This window comes from Streptomyces sp. NPDC002926, from assembly GCF_053591755.1.
Genome location: NZ_JBSFUK010000013.1, coordinates 1 through 24,490, shown reverse-complemented (window position 1 = coordinate 24,490; position 24,490 = coordinate 1). Strand labels below are relative to the sequence as shown.

General features: G+C 68.1%; 22 protein-coding genes. 7 read left to right on the top strand and 15 right to left on the bottom strand.

All coding sequences use genetic code 11. The features are described from left to right. Positions 1-116 precede the first annotated feature (116 nt). The 4 genes from qcrB to ctaE form a co-directional block, all read right to left on the bottom strand. Positions 117-1,745 carry a cytochrome bc1 complex cytochrome b subunit gene (gene qcrB, locus ACWDZ6_RS20565; protein ID WP_451504000.1) on the bottom strand — a complete coding sequence of 543 codons (1,629 nt, stop codon included), beginning with the start codon at positions 1,743-1,745 and terminating at the stop codon, positions 117-119. After that, positions 1,742-2,794, bottom strand: a complete 1,053-nt coding sequence (qcrA, locus tag ACWDZ6_RS20560; RefSeq protein ID WP_451503999.1) for a cytochrome bc1 complex Rieske iron-sulfur subunit — start codon at positions 2,792-2,794, stop codon at positions 1,742-1,744. The genes qcrB and qcrA overlap by 4 nt, the downstream gene beginning before the upstream one ends. Continuing rightward, complete coding sequence (gene qcrC / locus ACWDZ6_RS20555; RefSeq protein ID WP_366736041.1) at positions 2,791-3,600, bottom strand: cytochrome bc1 complex diheme cytochrome c subunit; 810 nt, start codon at positions 3,598-3,600, stop codon at positions 2,791-2,793. The genes qcrA and qcrC overlap by 4 nt, the downstream gene beginning before the upstream one ends. A 77-nt stretch (positions 3,601-3,677) precedes the next feature. Beyond that, entirely contained in the window at positions 3,678-4,298 is a 621-nt protein-coding gene (ctaE, locus tag ACWDZ6_RS20550; protein ID WP_326649413.1) for an aa3-type cytochrome oxidase subunit III, read from the bottom strand. Positions 4,299-4,468: 170 nt separating this feature from the next. Here ctaE and ACWDZ6_RS20545 point away from each other — a divergent pair, with 170 nt between their 5' ends. Further along, complete coding sequence (locus ACWDZ6_RS20545) at positions 4,469-4,870, top strand: hypothetical protein (RefSeq protein WP_451503998.1); 402 nt, start codon at positions 4,469-4,471, stop codon at positions 4,868-4,870. 65 nt (positions 4,871-4,935) lie between these two features. Here ACWDZ6_RS20545 and ACWDZ6_RS20540 read toward each other — a convergent pair whose 3' ends face one another. The 4 genes from ACWDZ6_RS20540 to ctaC form a co-directional block, all read right to left on the bottom strand. Continuing rightward, positions 4,936-6,189 carry an Ig-like domain-containing protein gene (locus tag ACWDZ6_RS20540; protein WP_451503997.1) on the bottom strand — a complete coding sequence of 418 codons (1,254 nt, stop codon included), beginning with the start codon at positions 6,187-6,189 and terminating at the stop codon, positions 4,936-4,938. A gap of 118 nt (positions 6,190-6,307) precedes the next feature. Then, positions 6,308-6,706, bottom strand: a complete 399-nt coding sequence (locus ACWDZ6_RS20535) for a cytochrome c oxidase subunit 4 (protein ID WP_326649416.1) — start codon at positions 6,704-6,706, stop codon at positions 6,308-6,310. After that, the gene (gene ctaD / locus ACWDZ6_RS20530; RefSeq protein ID WP_351447949.1) at positions 6,703-8,442 is read right to left on the bottom strand and encodes an aa3-type cytochrome oxidase subunit I; all 1,740 of its coding nucleotides are present in this window, start codon (positions 8,440-8,442) and stop codon (positions 6,703-6,705) included. Before ctaD ends, ACWDZ6_RS20535 begins: the two co-directional genes overlap by 4 nt. After that, positions 8,439-9,401 (bottom strand): aa3-type cytochrome oxidase subunit II, encoded by a 963-nt coding sequence (gene ctaC / locus ACWDZ6_RS20525; RefSeq protein ID WP_451503996.1) that lies wholly within the window; start codon positions 9,399-9,401, stop codon positions 8,439-8,441. The genes ctaD and ctaC overlap by 4 nt, the downstream gene beginning before the upstream one ends. A 249-nt stretch (positions 9,402-9,650) precedes the next feature. On the opposite strand from ctaC, the gene ACWDZ6_RS20520 reads away from it, so the two are divergent. Beyond that, on the top strand, positions 9,651-11,033 hold the full coding sequence (locus tag ACWDZ6_RS20520; RefSeq protein WP_451503995.1) for an aminotransferase class V-fold PLP-dependent enzyme: 1,383 nt from the start codon (positions 9,651-9,653) through the stop codon (positions 11,031-11,033). Between the two features lie 7 nt (positions 11,034-11,040). On the opposite strand, the gene ACWDZ6_RS20515 is transcribed toward ACWDZ6_RS20520, so the two are convergent. Next, on the bottom strand, positions 11,041-12,015 hold the full coding sequence (locus ACWDZ6_RS20515) for a carbohydrate kinase family protein (protein ID WP_366736037.1): 975 nt from the start codon (positions 12,013-12,015) through the stop codon (positions 11,041-11,043). 131 nt (positions 12,016-12,146) lie between these two features. Here ACWDZ6_RS20515 and ACWDZ6_RS20510 point away from each other — a divergent pair, with 131 nt between their 5' ends. Next, positions 12,147-12,353, top strand: coding sequence for a hypothetical protein (locus ACWDZ6_RS20510; RefSeq protein WP_451503994.1), 207 nt, complete (start codon positions 12,147-12,149; stop codon positions 12,351-12,353). A gap of 95 nt (positions 12,354-12,448) precedes the next feature. After that, on the top strand, positions 12,449-13,918 hold the full coding sequence (locus tag ACWDZ6_RS20505; protein WP_451503993.1) for a hypothetical protein: 1,470 nt from the start codon (positions 12,449-12,451) through the stop codon (positions 13,916-13,918). A gap of 93 nt (positions 13,919-14,011) precedes the next feature. Here the strand turns inward: ACWDZ6_RS20505 and ACWDZ6_RS20500 are convergent, their stop codons facing one another. After that, entirely contained in the window at positions 14,012-14,368 is a 357-nt protein-coding gene (locus ACWDZ6_RS20500) for a HesB/IscA family protein (RefSeq protein ID WP_326649424.1), read from the bottom strand. Positions 14,369-14,613: 245 nt separating this feature from the next. Between ACWDZ6_RS20500 and nadA the strand changes: the two genes are divergently transcribed. Then, the gene (gene nadA / locus ACWDZ6_RS20495) at positions 14,614-15,804 is read left to right on the top strand and encodes a quinolinate synthase NadA (RefSeq protein WP_451503992.1); all 1,191 of its coding nucleotides are present in this window, start codon (positions 14,614-14,616) and stop codon (positions 15,802-15,804) included. A gap of 84 nt (positions 15,805-15,888) precedes the next feature. Here the strand turns inward: nadA and ACWDZ6_RS20490 are convergent, their stop codons facing one another. The 5 genes from ACWDZ6_RS20490 to ACWDZ6_RS20470 all read right to left on the bottom strand — a co-directional run bounded on the left by ACWDZ6_RS20490 (position 15,889) and on the right by ACWDZ6_RS20470 (position 22,285). After that, the gene (locus tag ACWDZ6_RS20490) at positions 15,889-19,020 is read right to left on the bottom strand and encodes an efflux RND transporter permease subunit (RefSeq protein WP_451503991.1); all 3,132 of its coding nucleotides are present in this window, start codon (positions 19,018-19,020) and stop codon (positions 15,889-15,891) included. Between the two features lie 165 nt (positions 19,021-19,185). Next, positions 19,186-19,872, bottom strand: coding sequence for a response regulator (locus ACWDZ6_RS20485; protein ID WP_451503990.1), 687 nt, complete (start codon positions 19,870-19,872; stop codon positions 19,186-19,188). Beyond that, a complete protein-coding gene (locus tag ACWDZ6_RS20480) occupies positions 19,869-21,089 on the bottom strand; it encodes a sensor histidine kinase (protein WP_451503989.1) in 1,221 nt (406 codons plus the stop codon). Before ACWDZ6_RS20480 ends, ACWDZ6_RS20485 begins: the two co-directional genes overlap by 4 nt. Before the next feature lie 122 nt (positions 21,090-21,211). Beyond that, positions 21,212-21,490 (bottom strand): PspA-associated protein PspAA, encoded by a 279-nt coding sequence (gene pspAA / locus ACWDZ6_RS20475; RefSeq protein WP_326649431.1) that lies wholly within the window; start codon positions 21,488-21,490, stop codon positions 21,212-21,214. Between the two features lie 9 nt (positions 21,491-21,499). Then, positions 21,500-22,285, bottom strand: coding sequence for a PspA/IM30 family protein (locus ACWDZ6_RS20470; protein ID WP_366735191.1), 786 nt, complete (start codon positions 22,283-22,285; stop codon positions 21,500-21,502). 304 nt (positions 22,286-22,589) lie between these two features. On the opposite strand from ACWDZ6_RS20470, the gene ACWDZ6_RS20465 reads away from it, so the two are divergent. Together ACWDZ6_RS20465 and ACWDZ6_RS20460 are read left to right on the top strand one after the other, a co-directional pair. Next, positions 22,590-23,189 (top strand): DUF3043 domain-containing protein, encoded by a 600-nt coding sequence (locus tag ACWDZ6_RS20465; RefSeq protein WP_366735190.1) that lies wholly within the window; start codon positions 22,590-22,592, stop codon positions 23,187-23,189. Beyond that, positions 23,189-23,983 (top strand): class I SAM-dependent methyltransferase, encoded by a 795-nt coding sequence (locus ACWDZ6_RS20460; RefSeq protein WP_406733900.1) that lies wholly within the window; start codon positions 23,189-23,191, stop codon positions 23,981-23,983. The genes ACWDZ6_RS20465 and ACWDZ6_RS20460 overlap by 1 nt, the downstream gene beginning before the upstream one ends. The last annotated feature ends 507 nt before the right edge of the window (positions 23,984-24,490 follow it).

Sequence of the window (24,490 nt, the reverse complement as noted above, 5' to 3'; positions counted from 1 at the left end):
TCCACAGCCGAATAGGGATGGCTCCACCCTATCCAGCCCCGCAGACGGCGAAGAGCCCCGTCCAACGAATGGACGGGGCTCCCGCTGTGGCGATCAGCCGGGATCAGTACAGGCGATCAGTGGTGGCCGTGGCCGCTGGTGATCTCCTTGTACTCCTCGCTGGTCGGCTTGGGGATCTGGTTCCCCTCGCCGTAGTAGCCCCTGCTGAGCTTGGCCCTGAGCTTCTGCAGGCGGCTCACCTTGCGCTCGACACCGTTCTCGTCGACCGTCGGGCCGATCTCGGCGGGGCTGTACTGATGGTGCGCGGTGAGCGTGTGGAGCTGCTCCTGCGAGAGCGGCTCGTGGATCTCGACGAACTCACCGTGCGGCAGCCGCTTGATGATGCCGGACTCGCGCCCGTGCAGCACCTTGTCGTGGTCACGCCGCTGCAGACCCATGCAGATCCGCTTGGTGATGACGAACGCGATCACCGGGCCGACGAAGAAGGCGATCCGGGCGAACCAGGTGATGCTGTTGATCGACAGGTGGAAGAAGACGGCGAACATGTCGTTGCCACCGGCGATCAACAGGATGACGTACCAGGTCAGCCAGGCCACACCGAAAGCCGTACGGGTCGGGGCGTTGCGCGGGCGGTCCAGGATGTGGTGCTCGCGCTTGTCCCCGGTGATCCAGGACTCGATGAACGGGTAGACCGCGATCGCGACCAGCACCAGCGGGAAGATCATCAGCGGCACGAACACACCCAGAGCGAGCGTGTGGCCGGCGAAGTTGATCTCCCAGCCGGGCATCGCGCGGATCAGGCCCTCGGAGAAGCCCATGTACCAGTCGGGCTGGGCGCCGGTGGAGACCTGGTCCGGGCGGTACGGTCCGAGCGCCCAGATCGGGTTGATCGAGGCGATGGCCGCGATGATCGCGATGACACCGAAGACCAGGAAGAAGAAGCCTCCGGCCTTGGCCATGTAGACCGGCAGCAGCGGCATGCCGACGACGTTCTTGTTGTTCCGGCCGGGGCCCGCGAACTGCGTGTGCTTGTGGTAGAAGACCAGGATCAGGTGCGCCACCAGCAGGCCCATCATGATGCCGGGCAGCAGCAGGATGTGGATCGAGTAGAACCGCGCGACGAAGTCGCCGCCCGGGAACTCTCCGCCGAAGAGGAACATCGACATGTACGTGCCGACGATCGGCACCGACAGGATGGCGCCCTCCATGAAGCGCACACCCGTACCGGAGAGCAGGTCGTCCGGGAGCGAGTAGCCGGTGAAGCCGGTGAACATGCCGAGTACCAGCAGCAGGAAGCCGAAGAGCCAGTTGATCTCGCGCGGCTTGCGGAAGGCGCCCGTGAAGAAGACGCGCATCATGTGCACGAGCATGCCCGCGACGAAGATCAGCGCCGCCCAGTGGTGGATCTGCCGGATCAGCAGACCACCGCGGACCTCGAAGCTGATGTCCAGGGTCGAGGCATACGCCTCGGACATCCGGATGCCCTGCATCGGGACGTAGGTCCCGTGGTACTCCACCTCGTTCATGCTCGGGTGGAAGAACAGCGTCAGATACACACCCGTGAGGATGATGATGATGAAGCTGTAGAGGCAGATCTCACCCAGCATGAAGGACCAGTGGTCCGGGAAGATCTTCCGCATGTTGGACTTGGCCAGGGAGTAGATCCCGAGCCGGCCGTCCGCCCAGTCGGCGACCCGCTCACCTGCGGGCGCCTTGCGGTTCTTGTCGTCGGTCGCAGTACTCATCCGCGCTCCCAGAAGGAAGGACCGACGGGCTCGTCGAAGTCGCCGAGCGCCTCGAGGTTTCCATCGTCATTCACACCGATCCGCAGCTGCGGAAGGGCGTGACCGGCCGGGCCGAAGATGACGCGGGCGCCGTCGGAGAGGTCGAAAGTGGACTGGTGGCACGGGCAGAGCACGTGGTGCGTCTGCTGCTCGTACAGGCTGATCGGGCAGCCGACGTGCGTGCAGATCTTGGAGAACGCCACGATGCCGTCGTGTGACCACTCGAGCTCGCGCTTGTCCTTGATCTCCTCCGGCTGGATCCGGACGATCATCAGGGCCGCCTTGGCGATCTGCTTCTGGAAGTCCTCCGCGTCCTCCTCCAGGCCCTCGGGCATGGCGAAGGTGAGCGAACCCACGGCGACGTCCTCGGGACGCAGCGGCTCATGGGTGTTCATGTTGACGAGCAGCTTGCCCTTGGCCCACATCGTCTTGCGGAGCTTCTCCTCGGGCAGCGGCCCGAGGTCGCGCAGCAGCATGAGACCGGAGAGCGGCACCAGGGCCAGCGCACCGAACATGGTGTTGCGGATCAGCTTGCGCCGGCCGAAGCCGGACTCCTCCGCACCCGCGGCGAAGTCGGCCATGACCTTGGCCTTGACCTCGGAATCGGCCGCGATGGCGTGACGGTCGTCGGCGACCTCCACATCGGACATCAGGGTGCGGGCCCAGTGGACCGCTCCCGCGCCGATGCTGAAGAGCGCCACACCGAGGGTCATCCCCAGGGAGAAGTTGAGCGCGCTCACATGCCCGAACGGGAAGATGAAGACGATCTTGTCGACCGGGAAGATCACGTACGAGGCGATGAAGCCGATCGTGGCCAGCATCGACAGCGTGAACATGAAGGCGACAGCACGCTCGGAGCGCCTGGCGGCCCGCTCGTCGATGTCCTGGATGCGCGGCTTGTGCGCCGGCAGCCCCGGGTCCGCGAACGGATCGTCCGCGACCTTTACCGCGCCGTGCGCGGCGTCCTGCTCTGACGGCAGGTTCTCTTCTGGATTCTCTTGGCTGCTCATGACTTCTTGGCCTTAGCGGTGTGGGCCGCGACCCAGATGGCGACTGCGATCAGCGCACCCAGACCGAAGATCCAGCCGAACAGACCCTCGCTGACGGGGCCGAGGCCACCGAGCTTCAGGCCGCCGGGGCTCTCGGAGTCGTCGCCGTTCACCGTCTTGATGTACGCGATGATGTCCTGCTTTCCCTTCTCCGGCAGCGTGGTGTCGGGGAAGGAAGGCATGTTCTGCGGGCCGGTCTGCATGGCCTCGTAGATGTGCTTGGGGTCCACGCCCTCAAGGTTCGGGGCGTACTTGCCGTTCGTCAGCGCACCGCCCTCACCAGTGAAGTTGTGGCACTGGGCGCAGTTGGTACGGAACAGGTCGCCACCCCTGGCGATGTCCGCACCTTCCGGGCTGTACTGCTTCTCGGTCGGCGTGATCGGGCCCGCGCCGAGGGAGGCCACGTACGCCGCGAGCTGGTCGATCTCGCTCTGCGAGTAGATGACCTTCTTCGCCGGCACCTGGGCGCCGGGCTGCTGGGCGGGCATCCGGCCGGTGCCGACCTGGAAGTCGACAGCGGCGGAGCCCACGCCGACGAGGCTCGGGCCGTCAGTGGTCCCCTGACCGCCGATCCCGTGGCAGCTTGCGCAGCCGACGGTGTAGAGCTTCTTGCCCTCCTCGATGGCGAGTGACTGGGCAGTTTCATCGGCCTGCGCCTTGTCCGCGGGTGCGAACGCGGCGTACAGCCCCCCAGTGGCCGCCAGCGCGAGGAGTAGGACGACGACCGCCGCCAGCGGATGGCGTCGTCGTGCGGAGAGCTTTTTCACGGATTACCCCGGTGTCAGGATCTTCTGCGTCGATGCTTCTGGACTGTGTCTGCTTCAGGCAACGAGTGCCTGCGCCGTTACTTGATCATGTAGATCGTGGCGAAGAGGCCGATCCAGACGACATCGACGAAGTGCCAGTAGTAGGACACGACGATGGCGGCGGTTGCCTGCTCGTGCGTGAATCTCCTCGCCGCGTACGTCCTGCCGAGTACCAGCAGGAAGGCGATGAGGCCACCCGTCACGTGCAGGCCGTGGAAGCCGGTGGTCAGGTAGAACACCGAACCGTACGGATCCGAGGACAGCGAGAGGCCGTCCTTCTTGACCAGCTCGGTGTACTCGAAGACCTGACCGCCGATGAAGATCGCACCCATCACGAACGTGATCGTGAACCAGGTGCGGAGCTTCTTCACATCGCCCCGCTCCGCGGCGAAGACGCCGAGCTGGCAGGTGAGGGAGGAGAGCACCAGGATCGTGGTGTTCGTCGCCGAGAACGGGAAGTTGAGGGCCGAAGCCATTTCCTTCCAGTGCTCGGCACCCGTCACCGATCTCAGGGTGAAGTACATCGCGAAGAGGGCCGCGAAGAACATCAGCTCGGAACTCAGCCAGATGATGGTTCCGACGCTGGTGAGGTTCGGCCGATTGACCGACGGGTGCGCGTGCCCGGTTTCTACTGTCGTTGCTGTCGCCACGACCGACATTATGTCGGTCGCTTATCCCGCCCTCACCCCGGGGGGTGCCGTTCGGTGTGTCAGTGGGGTGTGTCCTGCCCGAACGGCCCATCGAAGCGGTGTCCGAACCGCTGTTGACAGGGGGTCGGACGGAGTAGCATCCGCCGCATCGGTTCCTGATCCAACGAGGCGGAGGAACAATGCAGGCGACTGCCACGGTGCTGGTCTACAGCGATGACTCGGGCACCCGCGAGCAGGTGCGGTTGGCAGCGGGACGCAGGCCGGCCGCCGATCTGCCGCCGGTGGAGTTCCTGGAGTGCGCGACCCTGCCCGCCGTCCTCAAAGCGCTGGACGAGGGCGGTATCGATGTCTGCGTGCTGGACGGCGAGACGGTCCCCGCGGGCGGCATGGGCGTCTGCCGGCAGATCAAGGACGAGATCTTCAACTGCCCGCCCGTGCTGCTGCTGATGGGGCGCCCGCAGGACGCCTGGCTGGCCACCTGGAGCCGCGCGGAGGCCGCTGTGACGCTTCCGGTCGAGCCGGTGGAGTTCGCGGACGCGCTGGCCGCTCTGCTGCGCCGCAGGCTCGCTGTTCAGGCCTGAGGCCGCCCGGCCCGGGGCGGTCCGGGTCACACCCTTCGGTCCGGGTCGCATCCGGTCGGTCCGGGTCACACCTGGGGCCGCAGTCGCGCCACGTCGACGGGGCTGCTGCCGTCCCTGGTCTCGGCCACCAGGGCACTGCCCTTGCGCCATGTGTCCCAGGAGAGGTTCCAGTCGCCGAAGCCGTTCCCGAAGGGGGCCATTTCGGCGCCGGAGCTGTTGATGACCTTGACTATGTCGCCCTCGCGCACGGTCCGGAAGAACCAGGCGGCGTTGCTGGTGGACATCCCGGTGCAGCCATGGCTGACGTTCGCGTACCCCTGTGAGCCGACGGACCACGGCGCGGCGTGGACGTACTCACCGCTCCAGGTGACACGCGTCGCGTAGTAGACGGGCAGGTCGTACGAGTCCGCGCTGCCCTCGGAGATACCGATGCTGGTACCGCGCATCCGTACGAAGTACTCCTTGCCGAGCACGACCTTGATTCCGTTTCGGGTGGAGAAGCCGGGCTTGCCCGTGGTCACCGGAATGGTGTTGATCACTTCTCCGTTGCGCTTGACCGTCATCTGGTGCGAGCCGGCGTCGGTTATCGCCTCTATTCGGTCGCCGATGGTGAGCTTCAGCGGCTTCGAGGCGCCGCCGTAGAGCTTGTTGGCGACCTTGACGCCCTGGAGGTTGCTGACCGCGGTGACGGTAGCGCCGGCGGGCCAGTACTCCTTCGGGCGGAAGTGCAGAGTCTTGTCGTCCACCCAGTGCCAGGTGCCCCCCACGGCGGGCGTGGACTCGACCTTCAGAGCGCTTTCGACGACCGCCCTGGCCTCCTTGCCCGTGACCGGGGCGGTGAGCTCCGCGGTGATCGGCTGGCCGACCCCGTACGTGCCCGCCTTCGGGCCGAACTTAACGGTCAGGAGCTTCTTGGACGGCGCGGTCTCAAAGGTGATCGTCCGGGTGCCCGGGGCGCCGTCCTCGTCCTCCATGGAGACCTTGACGGTGTACTTGACGCCGGCCGCCAGGGGCGCCGTGGAGCGCCAGCGGCCGCCGTCCGCGGAGAGTTCGCCGGCGAGGTGGTGGCCCCACTCGTCGGTCACCCTGACATCGGTGATCCGGCCCTCGCCGTCCTCGACGGTGACCTCGAGCGGCTTGTCCGGGTCCGCCTTGGCATCGCCGGACGGCGCGTTGAAGGAGATCTGTTCCGTCGCGTCGTACGGCTTCGCGGCGAGCGGGTGGCCGTCGGAACCAAGGCACGAGGTCGCGCCCGCCCCGAGGGACACGACCAGCAGGGTGCAGCTGACGACGGTGCGGATACGCGGCGTGTTGTTCATAACCACACGCTATGAAGATCTGTCAGCAACGGCGCGCCGGGTGACTGCAAACGAGTGGCCCGGATCCCACTCACGAGTGAAGGGGATCCGGGCCGGCCCGTGCGCCGCTGACGCGGTGTTACTGGTTCTGGTTCTCACCGCGGTAGTACTCGAACACCCAGCCGAACAGGCCGATCATGATGACCGGGGCGGAGAAGTACATCAGCCACCAGCCGAAGACGACGCCCATGAAGGCGAGCGCGCCACCGATGCCGAGCGCGAGCGGCTGCCAGCTGTGCGGGGAGAAGAACCCCACCTCGCCGGCCTCGTCCGCTACGTCGGCCTCCTTGTCGTCCTGCGCCATGGCGTCCACTCGCCGGGCCGTGAAGGCCAGGTAGTAGCCGATCATGACGCTCAGACCGAAGGCCAGGAACAGCGCGGTGGTACCGGCCGGCTCCTTGGACCAGACGCCGTACAGGACGGCGACGGCGAGGATGAAGACGCTCAGCCAGAGGAACATCTTGCCTTGGATCTTCACTTGCCGTCCTCCTTGTCACCGGTGAGGACGCTGGCTCCGTGGCCGCCGTGCTCGAGCTGGTCGAGAGCTGCGATCTCCGGGTGGTGCAGGTCGAACGCCGGGGATTCGCTGCGGATCCGCGGCAGGGTGAGGAAGTTGTGCCGCGGCGGCGGGCAGGTGGTCGCCCACTCCAGCGAACGGCCGTAGCCCCACGGGTCGTCGACCTCGATCTTCTTGCCGTACTTGGCCGTCTTCCAGACGTTGTACATGAACGGCAGGACCGACAGACCGAGCAGGAACGAGCTGATCGTGGAGATGGTGTTCAGCGTGGTGAAGCCGTCGGCGGCGAGGTAGTCCGCGTAACGACGCGGCATGCCCTCGGCGCCCAGCCAGTGCTGCACCAGGAACGTGCCGTGGAAGCCGATGAACAGCGTCCAGAAGGTGATCTTGCCGAGCCGCTCGTCCAGCATCTTGCCGGTGAACTTCGGCCACCAGAAGTGGAATCCGGCGAACATCGCGAAGACCACGGTGCCGAAGACGACGTAGTGGAAGTGCGCGACGACGAAGTACGAGTCGGAGACGTGGAAGTCCATCGGGGGCGAGGCCAGGATGACGCCGGTCAGTCCACCGAAGGTGAAGGTGACCAGGAAGCCGATCGTCCAGAGCATCGGTGTCTCGAAGGACAGTGAGCCCTTCCACATGGTGCCGATCCAGTTGAAGAACTTCACACCGGTCGGTACCGCGATCAGGAAGGTCATGAAGGAGAAGAACGGCAGGAGCACGCCGCCTGTGACGTACATGTGGTGCGCCCACACCGTCACGGACAGTCCCGCGATACCGATCGTCGCGGCCACCAGACCGATGTAGCCGAACATCGGCTTACGGCTGAAGACCGGGATGATCTCGGAGACGATCCCGAAGAAGGGCAGGGCGATGATGTACACCTCTGGATGGCCGAAGAACCAGAAGAGGTGTTGCCAGAGCAAGGCCCCGCCGTTGGCGGAGTCGAAGACATGCGCACCGAATTTACGGTCCGCCTCCAGCGCGAAGAGCGCGGCGGCCAGCACCGGGAAGGCGAGCAGGACCAGCACACCGGTCAGCAGCACGTTCCAGACGAAGATCGGCATCCGGAACATCGTCATGCCGGGGGCTCGCATGCAGATGATCGTGGTGATGAAGTTGACCGAACCGAGGATCGTGCCGAAGCCGGAGAAGGCCAGACCCATGATCCACATATCGGCGCCGACGCCCGGCGAGCGGACCGCGTCCGACAGCGGGGAGTAGGCGAACCAGCCGAAGTCGGCCGCACCCTGCGGGGTGAGGAAGCCGGCCACCGCGATCAGCGAGCCGAAGAGGTACAGCCAGTACGCGAACATGTTCAGCCGCGGGAACGCCACATCGGGCGCGCCGATCTGCAGCGGCATGATCCAGTTCGCGAATCCGGCGAACAGCGGCGTCGCGAACATCAGCAGCATGATCGTGCCGTGCATCGTGAACGCCTGGTTGAACTGCTCGTTCGACATGATCTGCGTGCCGGGACGGGCCAGCTCGGCGCGCATGAAGAGCGCCATGATTCCGCCGATGCAGAAGAACGCGAACGACGTGACCAGGTACATCGTGCCGATGGTCTTGTGGTCGGTGGTCGTCAGCCAGCTCACGATCACAGTGCCCGGCTGCTTGCGCCGTACCGGCAGCTCGTTCTCGTACGAGTCGTCAGCTGCTGCGGCGGCACCCTGAGGTTCGTTGAGGATGCTCACAGTTTGTTCTTCTCCGCATTCCTGGCCGGGTCCGTCAGCTCAATGCCCGACGGGATGAAGCCGGTCTGCCCCTTCTCCGCCAGCTCCTTCAGGTGCTGCTGGTAGCGCTCCGGGGAGACGACCTTGACGTTGAACAGCATCCGGGAGTGGTCGACGCCGCAGAGCTCGGCGCACTTGCCCATGAAGGTGCCCTCGTGGCTCGGAGTCACCTCGAAGGCATTGGTGTGACCCGGGATGACGTCCTGCTTCATCAGGAACGGGATCACCCAGAAGGAGTGGATGACGTCACGAGAGGTCAGGATGAACCGGACCTTCTCTCCCTTGGGCAGCCAGAGGGTCGGGCCCGGGTTTCCGGTCTGCGGGTTCCTGGTGCCGGGGATGCCGGCGTCGTAGACGCCTTCGGCACCCTCGGGGAACTGCTTCTGGAACCTGTCCGGAATGGCGTCGAGCTCCTTGGGGACCCCGGCGCCGGTCTTGGCGTCGCCGTCCAGGTTCTCGATGTAGTTGAAGCCCCAGCTCCACTGGTAGCCGACCACATTGATCGTGTGGGCGGGCTTCGGGGCGAGGGAGAGGAGCTTCGACTCATCACGCGCGGTGAAGTAGAAGAGCACCGAAACAATGATGAGCGGGACCACCGTGTACAAAGCCTCGATAGGCATGTTGTACCGGGTCTGCGGGGGTACTTCCACCTTGGTGCGGCTGCGCCGGTGGAAGATGACACTCCAGATGATCAGACCCCACACCAGCGCGCCCGTGATGAGCGCTGCCGCCCACGAGCCCTGCCAGAGGGAGAGGATCCGAGGGGCCTCTTCCGTTACCGGGGTGGGCATTCCCAGGCGGGGGAAGTCCTTGTATGTGCAACCGGAGGCGGTCGACAGGACTACACCCGCGGTCAGCACCTGGAGCAGCTTCCGCCGCATCGGGCGCCGCGACGAGCGGTCGGAGCCGTTGGGACTCACGTAGCGCCTTCCCGAGAGTCTCGGCCCGCGCGGCATGCCGCGGCCGTCACGCTGGTCGGTCGCCGGCCCTGACGCGGGCAGGGGTTTGGATGTTTATGCGGACCAAACCCTACTGGACGCTATTTGGGGTCGCGCGGGGAGGGTGCCCAACGCGCCGCCCGACTCCCCGAAGGGGTGGAAACACCCCGGAATACCGGCCTCCGGCGGACTTCTGACGGCCCCTTCGCGTACGGGGGTTAGCGTGGCTGCGTGCCCTACTTCGACGCCGCATCCTCCGCTCCCCTGCACCCGGTTGCCCGGCAGGCCCTGCAGGCCTCCCTGGACGAGGGCTGGGCCGACCCGGCCCGGCTCTACCGTGAGGGGCGGCGCGCCCGGCTGCTGTTGGACGCGGCGCGGGAGGCGGCGGCGGAGGCGGCCGGCTGCCGTCCGGACGAGCTGGTCTTCACCCCTTCGGGGACGCGCGCGGTTCACCTGGGAATTTCCGGCGCACTCGCGGGCCGTCGGCGTGTCGGGCGCCACCTGGTCGTTTCCGCGGTCGAGCACTCCTCGGTGCTCCATTCGGCGGCGGCGCACGAGGCGGCGGGCGGCGCCGCGGTGACCGAGGTACCGGTGGACCGGGCCGGGGCGGTTTCCGCGACCGCGTACGCGGCCGCGCTGAGTGAGGACACCGCGTTGGCCTGTCTGCAGTCGGCCAACCATGAGGTGGGCACCGAGCAGCCGGTGGACCCGGTCGCCGAGGCGTGCCGGGCGGCCGGGGTGCCGCTGCTGGTGGACGCGGCGCAGTCGCTCGGCTGGGGGCCGGTGGAGGGTGACTGGTCGCTGCTCGCGGCAAGTGCCCATAAATGGGGCGGTCCTGCGGGAGTCGGGCTGCTCGCCGTGCGCAAGGGTGTCCGGTTCGCCCCTCAAGAGCCCGCCGACGAGCGGGAGTCGGGGCGGACGGCCGGCTTCGAGAACATCCCGGCGATCGTGGCGGCCGCCGCCTCGCTGCGGGCGGTGCGGGCGGAAGCGGCGGACGAGGCGGTACGGCTGCGTGCGCTGGTGGACCGGATCCGGACCCGCGTCCCGGAGCTGGTCCCGGATGTGGAGGTGGTCGGTGATCCGGTGCGCCGGCTCCCCCATCTCGTCACCTTCTCCTGTCTCTATGTCGACGGAGAGACTCTGCTGCACGAGCTGGACCGGGCGGGCTTCTCGGTCTCGTCGGGGTCGTCCTGCACGAGCAGCACACTGACGCCGAGCCATGTGCTGCGGGCGATGGGTGTGCTGTCGGAGGGAAATGTCCGCGTCTCGCTCCCTCTCGGTACGACCGAGGCGGAGGTGGACCGCTTTCTCGAGGTGCTGCCGGGGGTGGTGTCAGGGGTGCGCGAGCGGCTCGGCGCGCCCGTCGCGGCCGGCGGGACCGGTCAGGAGGCGTCGCTGGTCGTGGACGCGCTCGGCAAGCTGTGCCCGATCCCGGTGATCGAGCTGGCGAAGGTGATCGGCGACGTCCCGGTCGGTGGCACGGTGACGGTCCTCGCGGACGACGAGGCGGCACGCCTGGACATCCCGGCGTGGTGCGAGATGCGGGACCAGGAGTACGTGGGCGAGCGGCCGGCGGACCGGGGCGTGGCCTATGTGGTCCGCCGGCGCTCGTAACTCCTGATCAGCCGACGTGCACCTGGACCTCGGCCGCGGCCTCGTGGCCGTACGCCTTGGTGAAGCGGTCCATGAAGTGGGCGCGGCGCAGCGTGTACTCCTGGGTGCCCACGGTCTCGATGACCAGGGTCGCCAGCATGCAGCCGATCTGGGCCGCGCGCTCCAGGTTCACACCCCAGGACAGGCCCGAGAGGAAGCCCGCGCGGAACGCGTCGCCGACGCCGGTCGGGTCGACCTTGGCCTCCTCCTCCGCACAGCCGACCTCGATCATGTCCTCACCGGCCTGCTCGATACGGACGCCGCGTGAGCCGAGGGTGGTGACGCGGTGGCCGACCTTGCCCAGGATCTCCTCGTCGCTCCAGCCGGTCTTGGACTCGATGAGCCCCTTCTCGTACTCATTGGAGAAGAGGTAGGTGGCCCCGTCGAGGAGAGTGCGGATGTCGTCGCCGCTCATCCGCGCGATCTGCTGGGAGAAGTCCGCGGCGAACGGGATCGAGCGGGTCCTGCACTCCTCGGTGTGCCGGAGCATCGCCTCGGGGTCGTCCGCGCCGATCAGGACCAGGTCGAGGCCGCCGACCCGGTCGGCGACCTTCTTGAGCTCGATCTGGCGGGCCTCGCTCATCGCGCCTGTGTAGAAGGAGCCGATCTGGTTGTGGTCGGCGTCCGTAGTACAGACGAAACGGGCGGTGTGCAGGACCTCGGAGATTCGGACCGAGCCGGTGTCGACGCCGTGCCGGTCGAGCCAGGCACGGTATTCGTCGAAGTCGGCTCCGGCCGCGCCGACCAGGATGGGCCTGGTGCCGAGCTGGCCCATGCCGAAGCAGATGTTGGCGCCGACACCGCCCCGGCGTACGTCAAGGTTGTCGACGAGGAACGAGAGGGAGACCGTGTGCAACTGGTCCCCGACCAGCTGGTCGGCGAAGCGGCCGGGGAAGGTCATGAGGTGGTCAGTGGCGATGGAGCCGGTGACTGCGATTCGCACGGCGAGGACGCTCCTGTGGCGGGGTGGCGTTGACAGTTAACGCTACCGGGTCGAAGCACCTGTCCTGAAGTGCGAAAACTACCCGATAGTAGGTCTTTTTTCCTGGACTCCCCCCTGCGTACGGTGCGAATATGACGAAGCACATCGCCCCGCGCGATCAGCGAGAGTCCGACATCAGCCTGGCCCAGCTGCGTGGTGACTGCGCGCGGATGGCTCCGCACTGGGTTGTGCCGGCGGCCGCTGTGCCCGCGCCCGTGCCGCCGTCCCGTATCCATGGTGTCGTAGTCACAGCGGCTTCCGCCCGGCTGATCGACGCAATGTCCGAATACGGCGACTGACGCGCAAGAGGCGCACACCGAGGGAACCGTGCGCCCCCTCGCTCCGTCCCATCCGTGCCCCCGGCAGAAGGGGGCATGAGACAAGGAGCGATGCGGTGAGCAGCACGGAGAACACGCACGACAGCCCCCGCCGCCGGCGTTCCCCGCTCGCCGTCGCCTCGGTAGCGGCGGCGGTGCTGGTCGCGGGAGGCGGTACGTACTTCGCGACGGCCGGCTTCGGTGGCGGCGGTAGCGCGGACGCCGGGAGCGATGCGCCGCGCGATATGACACCGCCGCTGCTCTCGCTGGACGCCTCTACGAGCAGCGGCAGTTCTACGGGCAGTGGCGGCCCCGGCATCGCGCCCGGTGAGCCCGACCCCAACGGCGGGATCGTCTACCGGGCCGAGGGCAAGCTGCCAGAAGGTCCGGATTCGGCTCCTGTCTACCGTCCGAACGGGACGGTCACCCAGGCCGAGGCGACCCGGCTGGCGAAGGCGCTCGGGCTGCCGGGCACTCCGCGGCTTGCCGGACCGGCCTGGAAGATCGGGGCCGACAAGGATGGCGCGGGCCCGTTGCTCCAGATCAACAAGCAGGCGCCGGGCACCTGGACGTTCGCCCGGTTCGGGGCTTCACCGGGCGGTGACAACTGCCTGAAGGGCAAGGCGTGTCCGTCGCGCGGCGAGCCGGGGCGGGCAGCCGGAAACCCCGCGGTGAGCGAGACCGCCGCGAGGAAGGCCGCCGCTCCCGTACTGAAGGCGGTCGGCCAGGGCGATGCCGAGCTGGACGCGCGCCAACTGATGGGCGCGGTACGGGTGGTGAATGCCGCTCCGGTGGTCGGCGGGCTGCCGACGTACGGCTGGACGACCGGGATCCAGGTCGGCGCGGACGGTCAAGTGGTCGGCGGCAGCGGGCAGTTGAAGAAGCCCGAAAAGAGCGACGAGTATCCGGTGGTCTCGGCACAGGAGGCGCTGAAGCAGCTGAACAAGGCCGGTGAGGGCGCGGGCCGGGTCGGGATCGGCGGGTGCGCCACCCCGGTGCCGGTGGAGGGCGAGCAGAAGCCCGCGGCGCCGTGCGAGCCGAAGAGCAAGGCGGCCGGCCCTGAGCGGCTGACGGTAGGCAAGGCGGTTTTCGGACTGGCGGCCCAGTACGTGGACGGGCGGCAGGCGCTCGTACCGTCGTGGCTGTTCGAGGTGAAGCCGAAGGGCGGCGCCCAGCCGTTCACGGTCACCCAGACGGCGGTGGACCCGAAGTTCCTGTCGAAGTCCGCACCGCCGGAGCGGAACGTCAAGCCGACCGAGCCGCCGAAGAATCCTGTCGCGGGGTCCGAGCGGAGCGTCATGTCGTACAGCGTGAACGGGCGGGTCCTGTCCGTGACCTTCTGGGGTGGCGTGTGCAGCGACTACGCGGCGACGGCGAGCGAGAGCGACAGCCAGGTGAAGGTCCGGGTCGTCGAATCGAATCCCGACCCGAAGCGGATCTGCATCATGATGGCGAAGCAGCTGACGGAGAAGGTGACCCTGCACAAGCCGCTGGGTGACCGGAAGGTCGTGGACGCGCGGACGGGTGAGGCCGTCCCGCCGAAGTAGCACCTGCTCCGAGCGTCCGCGGGGACGCCGGACAGACGAAGGCGGCGGCCCCGGAGATCGGGGACGCCGCCTTTCGTCCGACTGGGCTCAGCTTTAGCTGAAGGAGTCACCGCAGGCGCAGGACCCGGAGGCGTTCGGGTTGTCGATCGTGAAGCCCTGCTTCTCGATCGTGTCGACGAAGTCGATGGAGGCGCCGCCCAGGTATGGGGCGCTCATCCGGTCGGTGACGACCTTGACGCCGTCGAAGTCCTTGACGACATCGCCGTCGAGCGAACGCTCGTCGAAGAACAGCTGGTAGCGCAGGCCGGAGCAGCCGCCGGGCTGAACGGCGACGCGCAGCGCGAGGTCGTCCCGGCCTTCCTGCTCCAGCAGGCCCTTGACCTTGGCGGCGGCGGCGTCGGACAGGAGGATGCCGTCGCTCACGGTGGTGGTCTCGTCCGATACGGACATCTGCTTCTCTCCCGGGTTGTACGGAGACTACTTGCCGACGATTGCAACCGGCATGGCCGCGGATTCATTCCGGGGCCGAGGGCATGTCGTTCCCTTTCATGCTCGCACACCGGATTGCCGGGAGGCGCCGACCTGTCGACAAGGGGTGCGTCACATAGACGCTATGGCCATCGTCAAAGTGACGTGAAGCAGTTATGATAGATAACGTCAAATAGACGAAAAGGTCTGTCTGCAGAAAAGAAAGGGTGCGTGTCGTGACCACCGCCCAAGCCCGCCCGGAGCTCGACGTCCAGCCGACGCCGCTCGCCCTGCTGCTGCTCGGCCGCGAGGCCGACCCCAGGAGCGAGCGCGGTGTGGAGTGCCCCGGCGACCTGCCCTCCCCGTCCGACCCGGACCTGGTGGAGCGCGCTCGTGCAGCCAAGGAGAAGCTCGGGGACAAGGTCTTCGTCCTGGGGCACCACTACCAGCGCGACGAGGTCATCCAGTTCGCGGACGTGACCGGGGACTCCTTCAAGCTGGCCAAGGACGCCGCGGCGCGGCCGGAGGCCGAGTACATCGTCTTCTGCGGCGTGCACTTCATGGCCGAGTCCGCGGACATCCTGACCTCGGACGACCAGAAGGTCGTACTGCCCGACCTGGCCGCCGGCTGCTCGATGGCCGACATGGCCACCGCGGAGCAGGTCGCCGAGTGCTGGGACGTGCTGGCCGAGGCCGGCATCGCGGAGCAGGTCGTGCCCGTGTCGTACATGAACTCCTCGGCCGACATCAAGGCCTTCACCGGTAAGCACGGCGGGACGATCTGTACGTCGTCGAACGCGAAGCGTGCGCTGGACTGGGCCTTCGAGCAGGGCGAGAAGGTGCTGTTCCTGCCCGACCAGCACCTGGGGCGGAACACCGCGGTGCGGGAGATGGGGATGTCGCTCGACGACTGCGTCCTCTACAACCCGCACAAGCCGAACGGCGGACTGACGGCCCAGCAGCTGCGCGACGCGAAGATGATCCTGTGGCGTGGGCACTGCTCGGTGCACGGCCGCTTCTCGCTGGACTCGGTCAACGACGTGCGGGAGCGGATCCCGGGCGTGAATGTCCTGGTCCATCCCGAGTGCAAGCACGAGGTCGTGTCGGCCGCGGACCATGTCGGCTCGACCGAGTTCATCATCAAGACACTGGAGGCGGCTCCGGCCGGCTCGAAGTGGGCCATCGGGACGGAGCTCAACCTGGTCCGCCGGGTCGCGAACGCCCATCCCGACAAGGAGATCGTCTTCCTCGACAAGACGGTGTGCTTCTGCTCGACGATGAACCGCATCGACCTGCCGCACCTGGTGTGGGCGCTGGAGTCGCTGGCGGAGGGAAATCTGGTGAACCGGATCCAGGTCGACAAGGAGACGGAGAGCTTCGCGAAGCTGGCGCTGGAGCGGATGCTGGCGCTGCCGTAGCGCCCGCCCCGGGCTCTCACCGCAGACAGGGGTGCCCCCGGCCGTTCGGGCCGGGGGCACCCCTGTGTCGCGTCCGCGACCGGCTCAGACCTGGGCCGGTTCCTGGGCCGCGGACTCCGCGTCCGCCTCGTCCTTCGGGGCGGGGGCCCTGGACGCGCGCTTCGCAGCCTTCTTCCTGGCGCGGCGCTCCTTGCGGAGTTCCACCATCGCGTACAGCGTCGGGACCAGCAGCAGCGTCAGCAGCGTCGAGGTGATCAGGCCGCCGATCACCACCACCGCCAGCGGCTTGGCGATGAAGCCGCCCTCTCCCGTGACACCCAGGGCCATCGGGAGCAGGGCGAAGATCGTCGCCAGGGCCGTCATCAGGATCGGGCGCAACCGGTGGCGACCGCCCTCGATGACGGCTTCCACCACGCCCAGACCCTGGGCCCGGTACTGGTTGATCAGGTCGATCAGCACGATCGCGTTGGTGACCACGATGCCGATGAGCATCAGCATGCCGATCATCGCCGGGACACCCAGCGGCGTACCCGTGACGATCAGCAGGCCGATCGCGCCCGTCGCCGCGAAGGGGATCGACACCAGCAGGATCAGCGGCTGGACCAGCGAGCGGAACGTCGCGACCAGCAGCATGAAGACGATCGCGATCGCCGCCAGCATCGCCAGGCCCAGCGAGGCGAAGGCATCGTCCTGGTCGGACGAGACACCACCGATGCTTGCCGTGGCACCGCCCGGGAGGTCCAGCGACTTGAGCTTGCTCTGGAGCGACGCGCTGACCGCGCCGGTGTTGTCACCGGTCGGCTTCGCGGTGATCGTCGCGGCCCGCGAGCCGTCGATCCGCGTCATCGAGACCGGTCCGGGGACGAGCTTCACATCGGCGATGTCACCGAGCTTCACCGGGCCCAGGGGGAGGTTACGAAGGTCCGACAGCGTCTTCGCCGGCTTCGCCGAGGTGATCACGACATCGCGCTCGGTGTCGTCCAGGATCGCCTTGGCCGACGGAGTGCCGCGCACCGCCTGGCCGACGGCCAGACCCAGCGTGGTCTCGTTGAAGCCCGCGTCCGCCGCCTTCGCGTTCGCCTTGACCGAGATCCGCGGGACGCTCTGCGCCAGGTCGCTCTGCACGTCGGTGACGTCGTCGAGCTTCGCCACCTCGGCCCGTACCGCCTCGGACGCCTTCTTCAGCGTGTCCGCGTCGGACGCCTTCACCACGACGCTCAGGTCCTGGTTGCCGAAGCCGTCGCCCGCCGCGATCGTCGTGTCGCCGATGCCGTCGAGCTTGCCGAGCTCCTCGTCGATACGGTCGCGGGTCTTCTCGTACGACGACGCGTCCTTCAGGGTCAGCTGGTAGGAGGCCTGGTTGGCACCCGTACCGCCGCCGAAGGCCGCCATGAAGCCGGAGGAGCCGACGGTGACCTGGTAGTCCTTGATCTCGTCGATTCCGTCGAGGGCCTTCTCCACCTTCTTCGCGGAGGCGTCCGCCGCCTCCAGGCTGGTGCCGGGGGCCAGCTCCTGCTTGACGGACATGACCTCCTGCGCGCCCTGGTCGAAGAAGTTCGTCTTCAGCAGCCCGGCCATACCGAAGGTGCCGAAGAGGACGACGAGCGCGAGGACGACACTGGTGACGCGGCGACGGGTCGCGAAACGCAGCACCGGAACGTACATCCGCTGCAGCGGGCTGCGCGCCTCCTTCTCCTCCGCCTTGCGCCGGGCCTCGTCCGGGTCGATGCCCCGTACGGCCTTCGGGGCGCGCAGGAACCAGAACGACAGGACGGGGACAACGGTCAGCGAGACCAGCAGCGAGGCCAGCAGGGCCGCGGTGATGGTCAGCGAGAACGAGCCGAAGAGCTCACCGACCATGCCGCCCACCAGACCGATGGGCAGGAAGACGGCGACGGTCGTCAGCGTCGACGAGGTGACGGCGCCCGCCACTTCCTTCACCGCGGTGATGATCGCCGACTGCCGCTCCTCGCCGTAGCCGAGGTGCCGCTTGATGTTCTCCAGAACCACGATCGAGTCGTCGACGACCCGGCCGATCGCGATGGTCAGCGCGCCCAGCGTGAGCATGTTGAGCGACAGGTCACGCGTCCAGAGCACGATCAGCGCGAGGACGACCGAGAGCGGGATGGAGACCGCCGTGACCAGCGTGGAACGGAGCGAGGCCAGGAAGAGAAGGATCACGATGACCGCGAAGAGCAGCCCGAGCGCGCCCTCGGTGGTCAGACCGGAGATCGATTTGGAGACGGCAGGGCCCTGGTCGGACACGACGGTCAGCTGAGCGCCGGAGCCGAGGTCCTTGCGGAGCTCGGGCAGCTTGTCCTTGACCGCGTCGGAGATGGCGACCGCGCTGCCGTCGTTGTCCATGGTGGCGAGGACGGCGAGGCTCGGCCTGCCGTCCGTACGGGTGATGGAGACCCGCTGGGACTCCTCCTGCTTCACCGTGGCGATTTCGCCGAGGCGTACCGGCTTGCCCTTCGCCGGGGACACGCGCAGGTCCTCGATCTGCTTCAGCGTGGTGAAACCGCCGCCGACCTGGACCGTACGGCTCTTGCCGTCCTCGGAGAAGGAGCCGGCCGGCAGCGTCGCGCCGCCCGCCTTGAGCGCCTCGGCGAGCGCCATGGTGTCCAGCCCGGCCGAGGCGAGCTTCTTGTTGTCGGGAGTGACGGAGACCTGGAGGTCCTGGACGCCGTCGACGGAGACCTGGCCGACACCGTCGATATCCTCGATCGCCGGGACGACGGTGCGCTCCAGCTGGTCGCTGAGCGCCTGCTGGTCCTTGTCGGAGGTGACGGCAAGGACGACGGTCGGGATGTCGTCCGTCGAACCGGCGATGACCTGCGGGTCGACGTCGTCGGGCAGCTGGGTACGGGCCCGGTTCACAGCCTGCTGCACATCGGCGACGAGCTGCTTGGAGCCGTCCCCGTACTCGAAGCTGGCCATGATCACGGCGTTGCCCTCGCTCGCCGTGGAGGTGATGCCCTTGATTCCGTCGACGGCCTTGATGGTGCTCTCGAGCGGTTCGACGACCTGCTTCTCGACCACATCGGGAGACGCGCCCTGGTACGGGGCCAGCACCGACACCATCGGCAGTTCGATGGAGGGCAGCAGCTGCTGCTTGAGCTGCGGGATGGCGATCGCTCCGAACACGATCGCGACGATCGACATCAGACCGATCAGGGCTCGTTGCGACAGGCTGAATCTGGACAGCCAGGACATGAGGTCTCTCTTCTGTGGCTTACGCGGCAGGAAGGACAGGAAGGATCTGAGGGCGCAGTCGGCTGCCCATTAATACGATCAGGCATTCGAGGAGGTCCAACCCTCGATCCCAGGTCCAGTTCCTTATCTCGCGCATACCGCAGCTGGAGTACTCGGAGCTGCGGCTCACTCCACCCTCGGACGTACCAGGCCCGATTCGTACGCGATAACCACCAATTGGGCGCGGTCGCGGGCACCGAGTTTCGCCATCGCGCGGTTCACATGCGTCTTGACGGTCAGCGGGCTGACCTCGAGCCGTTCGGCGATCTCGTCGTTGGAATGGCCGCCGGCGACCAGGACGAGGACTTCACGCTCGCGCACGGTGAGCGCGGAGAGCCGCTCCGAGTGCTCCCGGGCCTTCTGCCCGTCCTCCGAAGTGCCGCCCTGCGCGAGGAACTTGGCGATCAGCCCCTTGGTGGCGACCGGCGAGAGCAGTGCCTCACCCGCAGCGGCGATACGGATGGCATTGAGCAGTTCGTCCGGTTCCGCGCCCTTGCCGAGGAAGCCCGATGCGCCTGCCCGCAGCGACTGCACGACGTACTCGTCAACCTCGAAGGTGGTGAGCATGACGACGCGTACGTTCGCCAGCTCGGGGTCGGCGCTGATCATGCGGGTGGCGGCGAGCCCGTCCGTCCCGGGCATCCGGATGTCCATCAGGACGACATCAGGCCTGGCGGAACGGGCGAGCGCCACCGCCTCGGCGCCGTCCGCCGCCTCCGCGACGACATTCATGTCGGGTTCGGAGTCCACCAGGACCCGGAACGCGCTGCGCAGCAGCGTCTGATCGTCGGCGAGCAGCACCCTGATCGTCATGTGTCCTCCCCCGCGCGGGTCTTGACCGGCAGTATCGCCTGCACCCGGAAGCCGCCGCCGTAGCGGGGGCCCGCGGTGAGGGTGCCGCCGAGTGCGATGACCCGCTCGCGCATACCGAGCAGACCGTGGCCGCCGCCGTCCGCCTGCCCTGCGGCCTCGGCGCCGTTGTCGAGCACCGTGACCTCCACGGTGCGGCCGACCCGCACCACGCTCACCTCGGCCTTCGCCTCCGTGCCCGCATGCTTCTGCACATTGGTCAGCGACTCCTGGATGATCCGGTACGCCGCGAGGTCGACGGCCGCGGGCAGCCGGATCCCGTCGTCGGCACGGGCCACCTCGACCGGCAGACCGGCCTGCCGGAAGGTGATGACCAGCTCATCAAGGACATCGAGGCCGGGAGCCGGTTCGGTGGGGGCCTCCGGGTCGCCGGACTGGCGGAGGAGGCCGACCGTGGCGCGCAGTTCGTTGAGCGCGGAGCGGCTGGCCTCGCGGACATGGGCGAGGGCCTCCTTGGCCTGGTCCGGCCGCTTGTCCATGACATGCGCGGCGACGCCCGCCTGGACGTTGACCAGGGCGATGTGGTGCGCGACCACATCGTGGAGGTCGCGGGCGATCCGCAGCCGCTCCTCCGCGACCCGTCGGCGGGCCTCCTCCTCGCGGGTCCGCTCGGCGCGCTCGGCCCGCTCGCGTATCGCGTCGACGAAGGCCCGACGGCTGCGTACGGCGTCCCCCGCGGCCCCCGCCATCCCGGTCCAGGCGAAGAGGCCGAGGTTCTCCTGGGTGTACCAGGGGGTCGAACCGAAGAACATCGCGGCGCCGGTCAGCACGGCCATGGTCAGCAGGCCCACGCGCCAGGTGGTGGGGCGGTCGGTGCAGGAGGCGACGGTGTAGAGGGCGATCACGGCGCTCATCGCGACCGGGGCCGCCGGATCGCCCACGACGAGCTCGACGACCGAGATCGCGGTGGTGAACACGAGCACGGCCATCGGGTTGCGGCGACGGAAGACGAGGGCCCCGGCGACCAGGACCATCAGCACCAGGCTGCGCGGCTCGGGCGTACGGCTGAAGAATGCCGGACCGTGCGGTCCGTTCGGATCGGCGAAGGAGCCGACGACCATGCAGATCAGTACGGCCAGGGCGAGCGCGCCGTCGAACGCCATCGGATGCGCGCGCAGCCAGCGCTGGGTGCGGGCGAACCCGGTGGCGAGTGAGGTCACATCCAGCAACGGTACGGCGTGCCGGGACAGCCGCGTACACCCGCGTACACGGCAGAAGACAGCGGAAGGCCCCGCTCCGGACCGATCCGGGGCGGGGCGTTCGGCTGTTGGAGTGCGCGAGGTCAGCCGGGGATGAGACCGTCGTCGCTGAGCATCTCCCTGACGTCCTCAAGGGTGGCGTCCGGGGCCGGCAGGATCAGCTCGGACGGCTCCAGGGCGTCGTCCGGAAGGGGTTCGCCGAGCTCGCGGACCCTGTCCAGAAGCGCGTTGAGAGTCCGGCGGAAGCCCTCGTCGTCACCGCGCTCCATCTCGGCCAGCAGCTCGTCGTCCAGCTTGTTGAGCTCGGTGAAGTGGCTGTCCGCCAGCTTCACCTGGCCCTCCCCCATGATCCGTACGATCATGACGAGTCCCTACTGCTTGTCGAACTTGTTCGGGGTGTTCTGCTGCGGGGCGGCGTCCTGCCGGCCTGCGGCACCGCCTTCGATCGCCTGCTGCGAACCCGAGCCGCCCGCGAGCTCGGCCTTCATCCGCTGCAGCTCCAGCTCTACATCTGTACCACCGGAAATGCGGTCCAGCTCGGCGGCGATGTCGTCCTTCGCCATCCCGGACTGGTCGTCCAGGGCGCCGGAGGCGAGGAGCTCGTCGATCGCGCCGGCCCGTGCCTGCAACTGCGCGGTCTTGTCCTCGGCCCGCTGGATCGCCAGGCCGACGTCGCCCATCTCCTCGGAGATGCCGGAGAAGGCCTCGCCGATCCGGGTCTGCGCCTGGGCCGCGGTGTAGGTGGCCTTGATGGTCTCCTTCTTCGTACGGAAGGCGTCGACCTTGGCCTGCAGCCGCTGGGCGGCGAGAGTGAGCTTCTCCTCCTCGCCCTGCAGTGTGGTGTGCTGTGTCTCCAGGTCGCTGACCTGCTGCTGCAGCGATGCGCGGCGGGACAACGCCTCGCGCGCCAGGTCCTCACGGCCGAGCGCCAGCGCCTTGCGGCCCTGGTCCTCCAGCTTGGTCGACTGTCCCTGCAACTGGTTCAGCTGCAGCTCGAGCCGCTTGCGGGAGGTCGCCACATCGGCGACTCCGCGGCGCACCTTCTGCAGCAGTTCGAGCTGCTTCTGGTACGAGTAATCGAGGGTCTCGCGCGGATCCTCGGCCCTGTCGAGGGCCTTGTTTGCCTTCGCGCGGAAGATCATCCCCATACGCTTCATGACACCGCTCATGGGCTTCGCGCGCCCCCTTCTGACGGACTCAGCTTCAGCACTCCAACAGAACCCACAGTACGGGCCCTGCATCCATTACCGCACTGTTCCAGCGCGGATGCGCTCCTCCCCAAGGACGACTGCGTACGGCTCCGATCCGGCGCAAGGAGTAGGTGGCCGTCAGGGAAACCACGGGCAACGTCCGCTCTGTCCGGCTTACGGCCGGCTTCTGTCCCCTACAGACGCACGGTGTTGCGGGATCGTTCCCCACCGGCGTTGGGTCCCCGCATTTCACCCCGTACCCTTGGGCTTTGTGTTTGGTAGCCGTTCCAAGGAAGAGAAGTCCCCCACCGACAAGGTGCAGGCAGACCTCTCCAAGTTTCCCCGCGACCCCGAGGCCCCGAAGGGCCGCCCCACGCCCAAGCGGAGTGAGGCCCAGACCCAGCGCCGCCGTGCTTCCAGCTCGGCGCCGACCGACCGCAAGGAGGCCGCGAAGCGCCAGCGGGAGGCCCGCCGCGTGGACATGGCCAAGCAGCGCGAGGCCCTCGCCAGTGGCGACGAGCGCTATCTGCCGGCCCGTGACAAGGGACCGGTCCGCCGCTTCGTGCGCAACTTCGTCGACTCCCGCTTCTGCGTCGCCGAGTTCTTCCTGCCGCTCGCGGTGGTGATCCTGGTGCTGAGCATGGTCAGGATCGGCTCGCTGCAGAACATCGCGCTGCTGCTCTGGCTCGGCGTCATCGTGCTGATCGTCATCGACTCGATCGGTCTGGCGTTCCGTCTGAAGAAGCAGCTGAACGAGCGCTTCCCGAACGAGTCCAAGCGCGGCGCGATCGCCTACGGCCTGATGCGTACGCTCCAGATGCGCCGACTGCGCCTGCCGAAGCCGCAGGTCAAGCGCGGAGAGCGGCCCTGATCACGGCGGTCTCCGGCTTCGGGGGCGCTTCGGCCGACTGGCTGGCCGGGCTCGGCGGACTGCGCAACACCGTCCGCCAGGAGCTTGTCGCCCGCCAGCTCGACGAGCAGATAGCCGCCCGCTACCCGGTCGGGCAGCGGCTGCGCATTCTCGATGTGGGGTTGGGGCAGGGCACCCAGGCCCTGCGGCTCGCCCGGGCGGGTCACAAGGTGACCGGTCTGGAGTCCGATCCCGCGACGCTGAAGGCGGCCCGCACCTCGCTGGCCGCCGAGCCGGCCGGAATCCGTGAGCGGGTCCGGCTGATCGAGGGCGACGGCCGGGACACCGGGGTGCATTTCCTGCCCGGCAGCTTCGACGTGGTGCTCTGCCACGGAGTGCTGATGTACGTCACAGAACCGGACGCGATGCTGGCCGGCATGGCCAGGATGCTGGCGCCCGGCGGTCTTCTCTCCCTGCTCGTACGGAACGCGGACGCGCTGGCCATGCGGCCGGGGCTGGCCGGGGACTGGTCGGCCGCGCTGACCGCGTTCGACACCGATGCGTACACCAACCGTCTCGGGCTTCCGGTACGCGCGGACCGGCTCGAGGCGCTGACGGCGACGCTGGCGGGGATCGCGGCGCCGCTGCACGCCTGGTACGGGGTGCGGGTCTTCACCGACAACGTCCCCGACGAGGCCGACCTGCCGCCCGCCGAGGAGCTGGAGCGGCTGCTGGCGACGGAGGACCGCGCGGGGCGCACGGAGCCGTACCGCGGAGTGGCCGCGCTGCTGCACCTGTGCGGCGTTCGCGGCTGAGCCGTGCCCCCCGGCCACACCCGAGCGGCAGCTCTCCGCACCGCAGACCACGGGCGCGGCCGGTCGGCGTCACAACGCGCGCGAAGCGCGGTGAGGAAAGCAGTCCCCCGGACAGCCAACACGCCGACCGCCCGCCGCGGGACCTTCCGACGACAGCGCCGCCTCCCCACCTACGGTCACCGGCTCCGCGCCGCGGCCCCGCACACCCCTCGGGTGCGGGCACCCGAGGGGCTCCTCCTTTGCCCCCTGGCAGGGGGACGCGCAGGGGTCGGCGTCACAACTCGCGCGAAGCGCGGTGAGGAAAGCCAGTCCCCGGGACAGCCACCGGCCCAAGACCGCACATGCCGACCGCGCGCGGCGGGAACTTCCGACGGCAGCGTGGCCTCGCACCCCTCGGGTGCGGGGCACCCGAGGGCCCAGGGCCCGCCCCTGGCAGGGGGACGCGCAGGGGTCGTGTCCGGGACGTAAAGCGTCGCAACTCGCGCGAAGCGCGGTGAGGAAAGCAGT

What these genes read in the sequence shown, in the direction of transcription:
- qcrB (WP_451504000.1), bottom strand. Translation starts at nt 1,745, where the DNA reads ATGAGTACTGCGACCGACGACAAGAACCGCAAGGCGCCCGCAGGTGAG.
- qcrA (WP_451503999.1), bottom strand. Translation starts at nt 2,794, where the DNA reads ATGAGCAGCCAAGAGAATCCAGAAGAGAACCTGCCGTCAGAGCAGGAC.
- ctaE (WP_326649413.1), bottom strand. Translation starts at nt 4,298, where the DNA reads ATGTCGGTCGTGGCGACAGCAACGACAGTAGAAACCGGGCACGCGCAC.
- ACWDZ6_RS20545 (WP_451503998.1), top strand. Translation starts at nt 4,469, where the DNA reads ATGCAGGCGACTGCCACGGTGCTGGTCTACAGCGATGACTCGGGCACC.
- ACWDZ6_RS20540 (WP_451503997.1), bottom strand. Translation starts at nt 6,189, where the DNA reads ATGAACAACACGCCGCGTATCCGCACCGTCGTCAGCTGCACCCTGCTG.
- ACWDZ6_RS20510 (WP_451503994.1), top strand. Translation starts at nt 12,147, where the DNA reads ATGACGAAGCACATCGCCCCGCGCGATCAGCGAGAGTCCGACATCAGC.
- ACWDZ6_RS20500 (WP_326649424.1), bottom strand. Translation starts at nt 14,368, where the DNA reads ATGTCCGTATCGGACGAGACCACCACCGTGAGCGACGGCATCCTCCTG.
- ACWDZ6_RS20490 (WP_451503991.1), bottom strand. Translation starts at nt 19,020, where the DNA reads ATGTCCTGGCTGTCCAGATTCAGCCTGTCGCAACGAGCCCTGATCGGT.
- ACWDZ6_RS20485 (WP_451503990.1), bottom strand. Translation starts at nt 19,872, where the DNA reads ATGACGATCAGGGTGCTGCTCGCCGACGATCAGACGCTGCTGCGCAGC.
- pspAA (WP_326649431.1), bottom strand. Translation starts at nt 21,490, where the DNA reads ATGATCGTACGGATCATGGGGGAGGGCCAGGTGAAGCTGGCGGACAGC.
- ACWDZ6_RS20470 (WP_366735191.1), bottom strand. Translation starts at nt 22,285, where the DNA reads ATGAAGCGTATGGGGATGATCTTCCGCGCGAAGGCAAACAAGGCCCTC.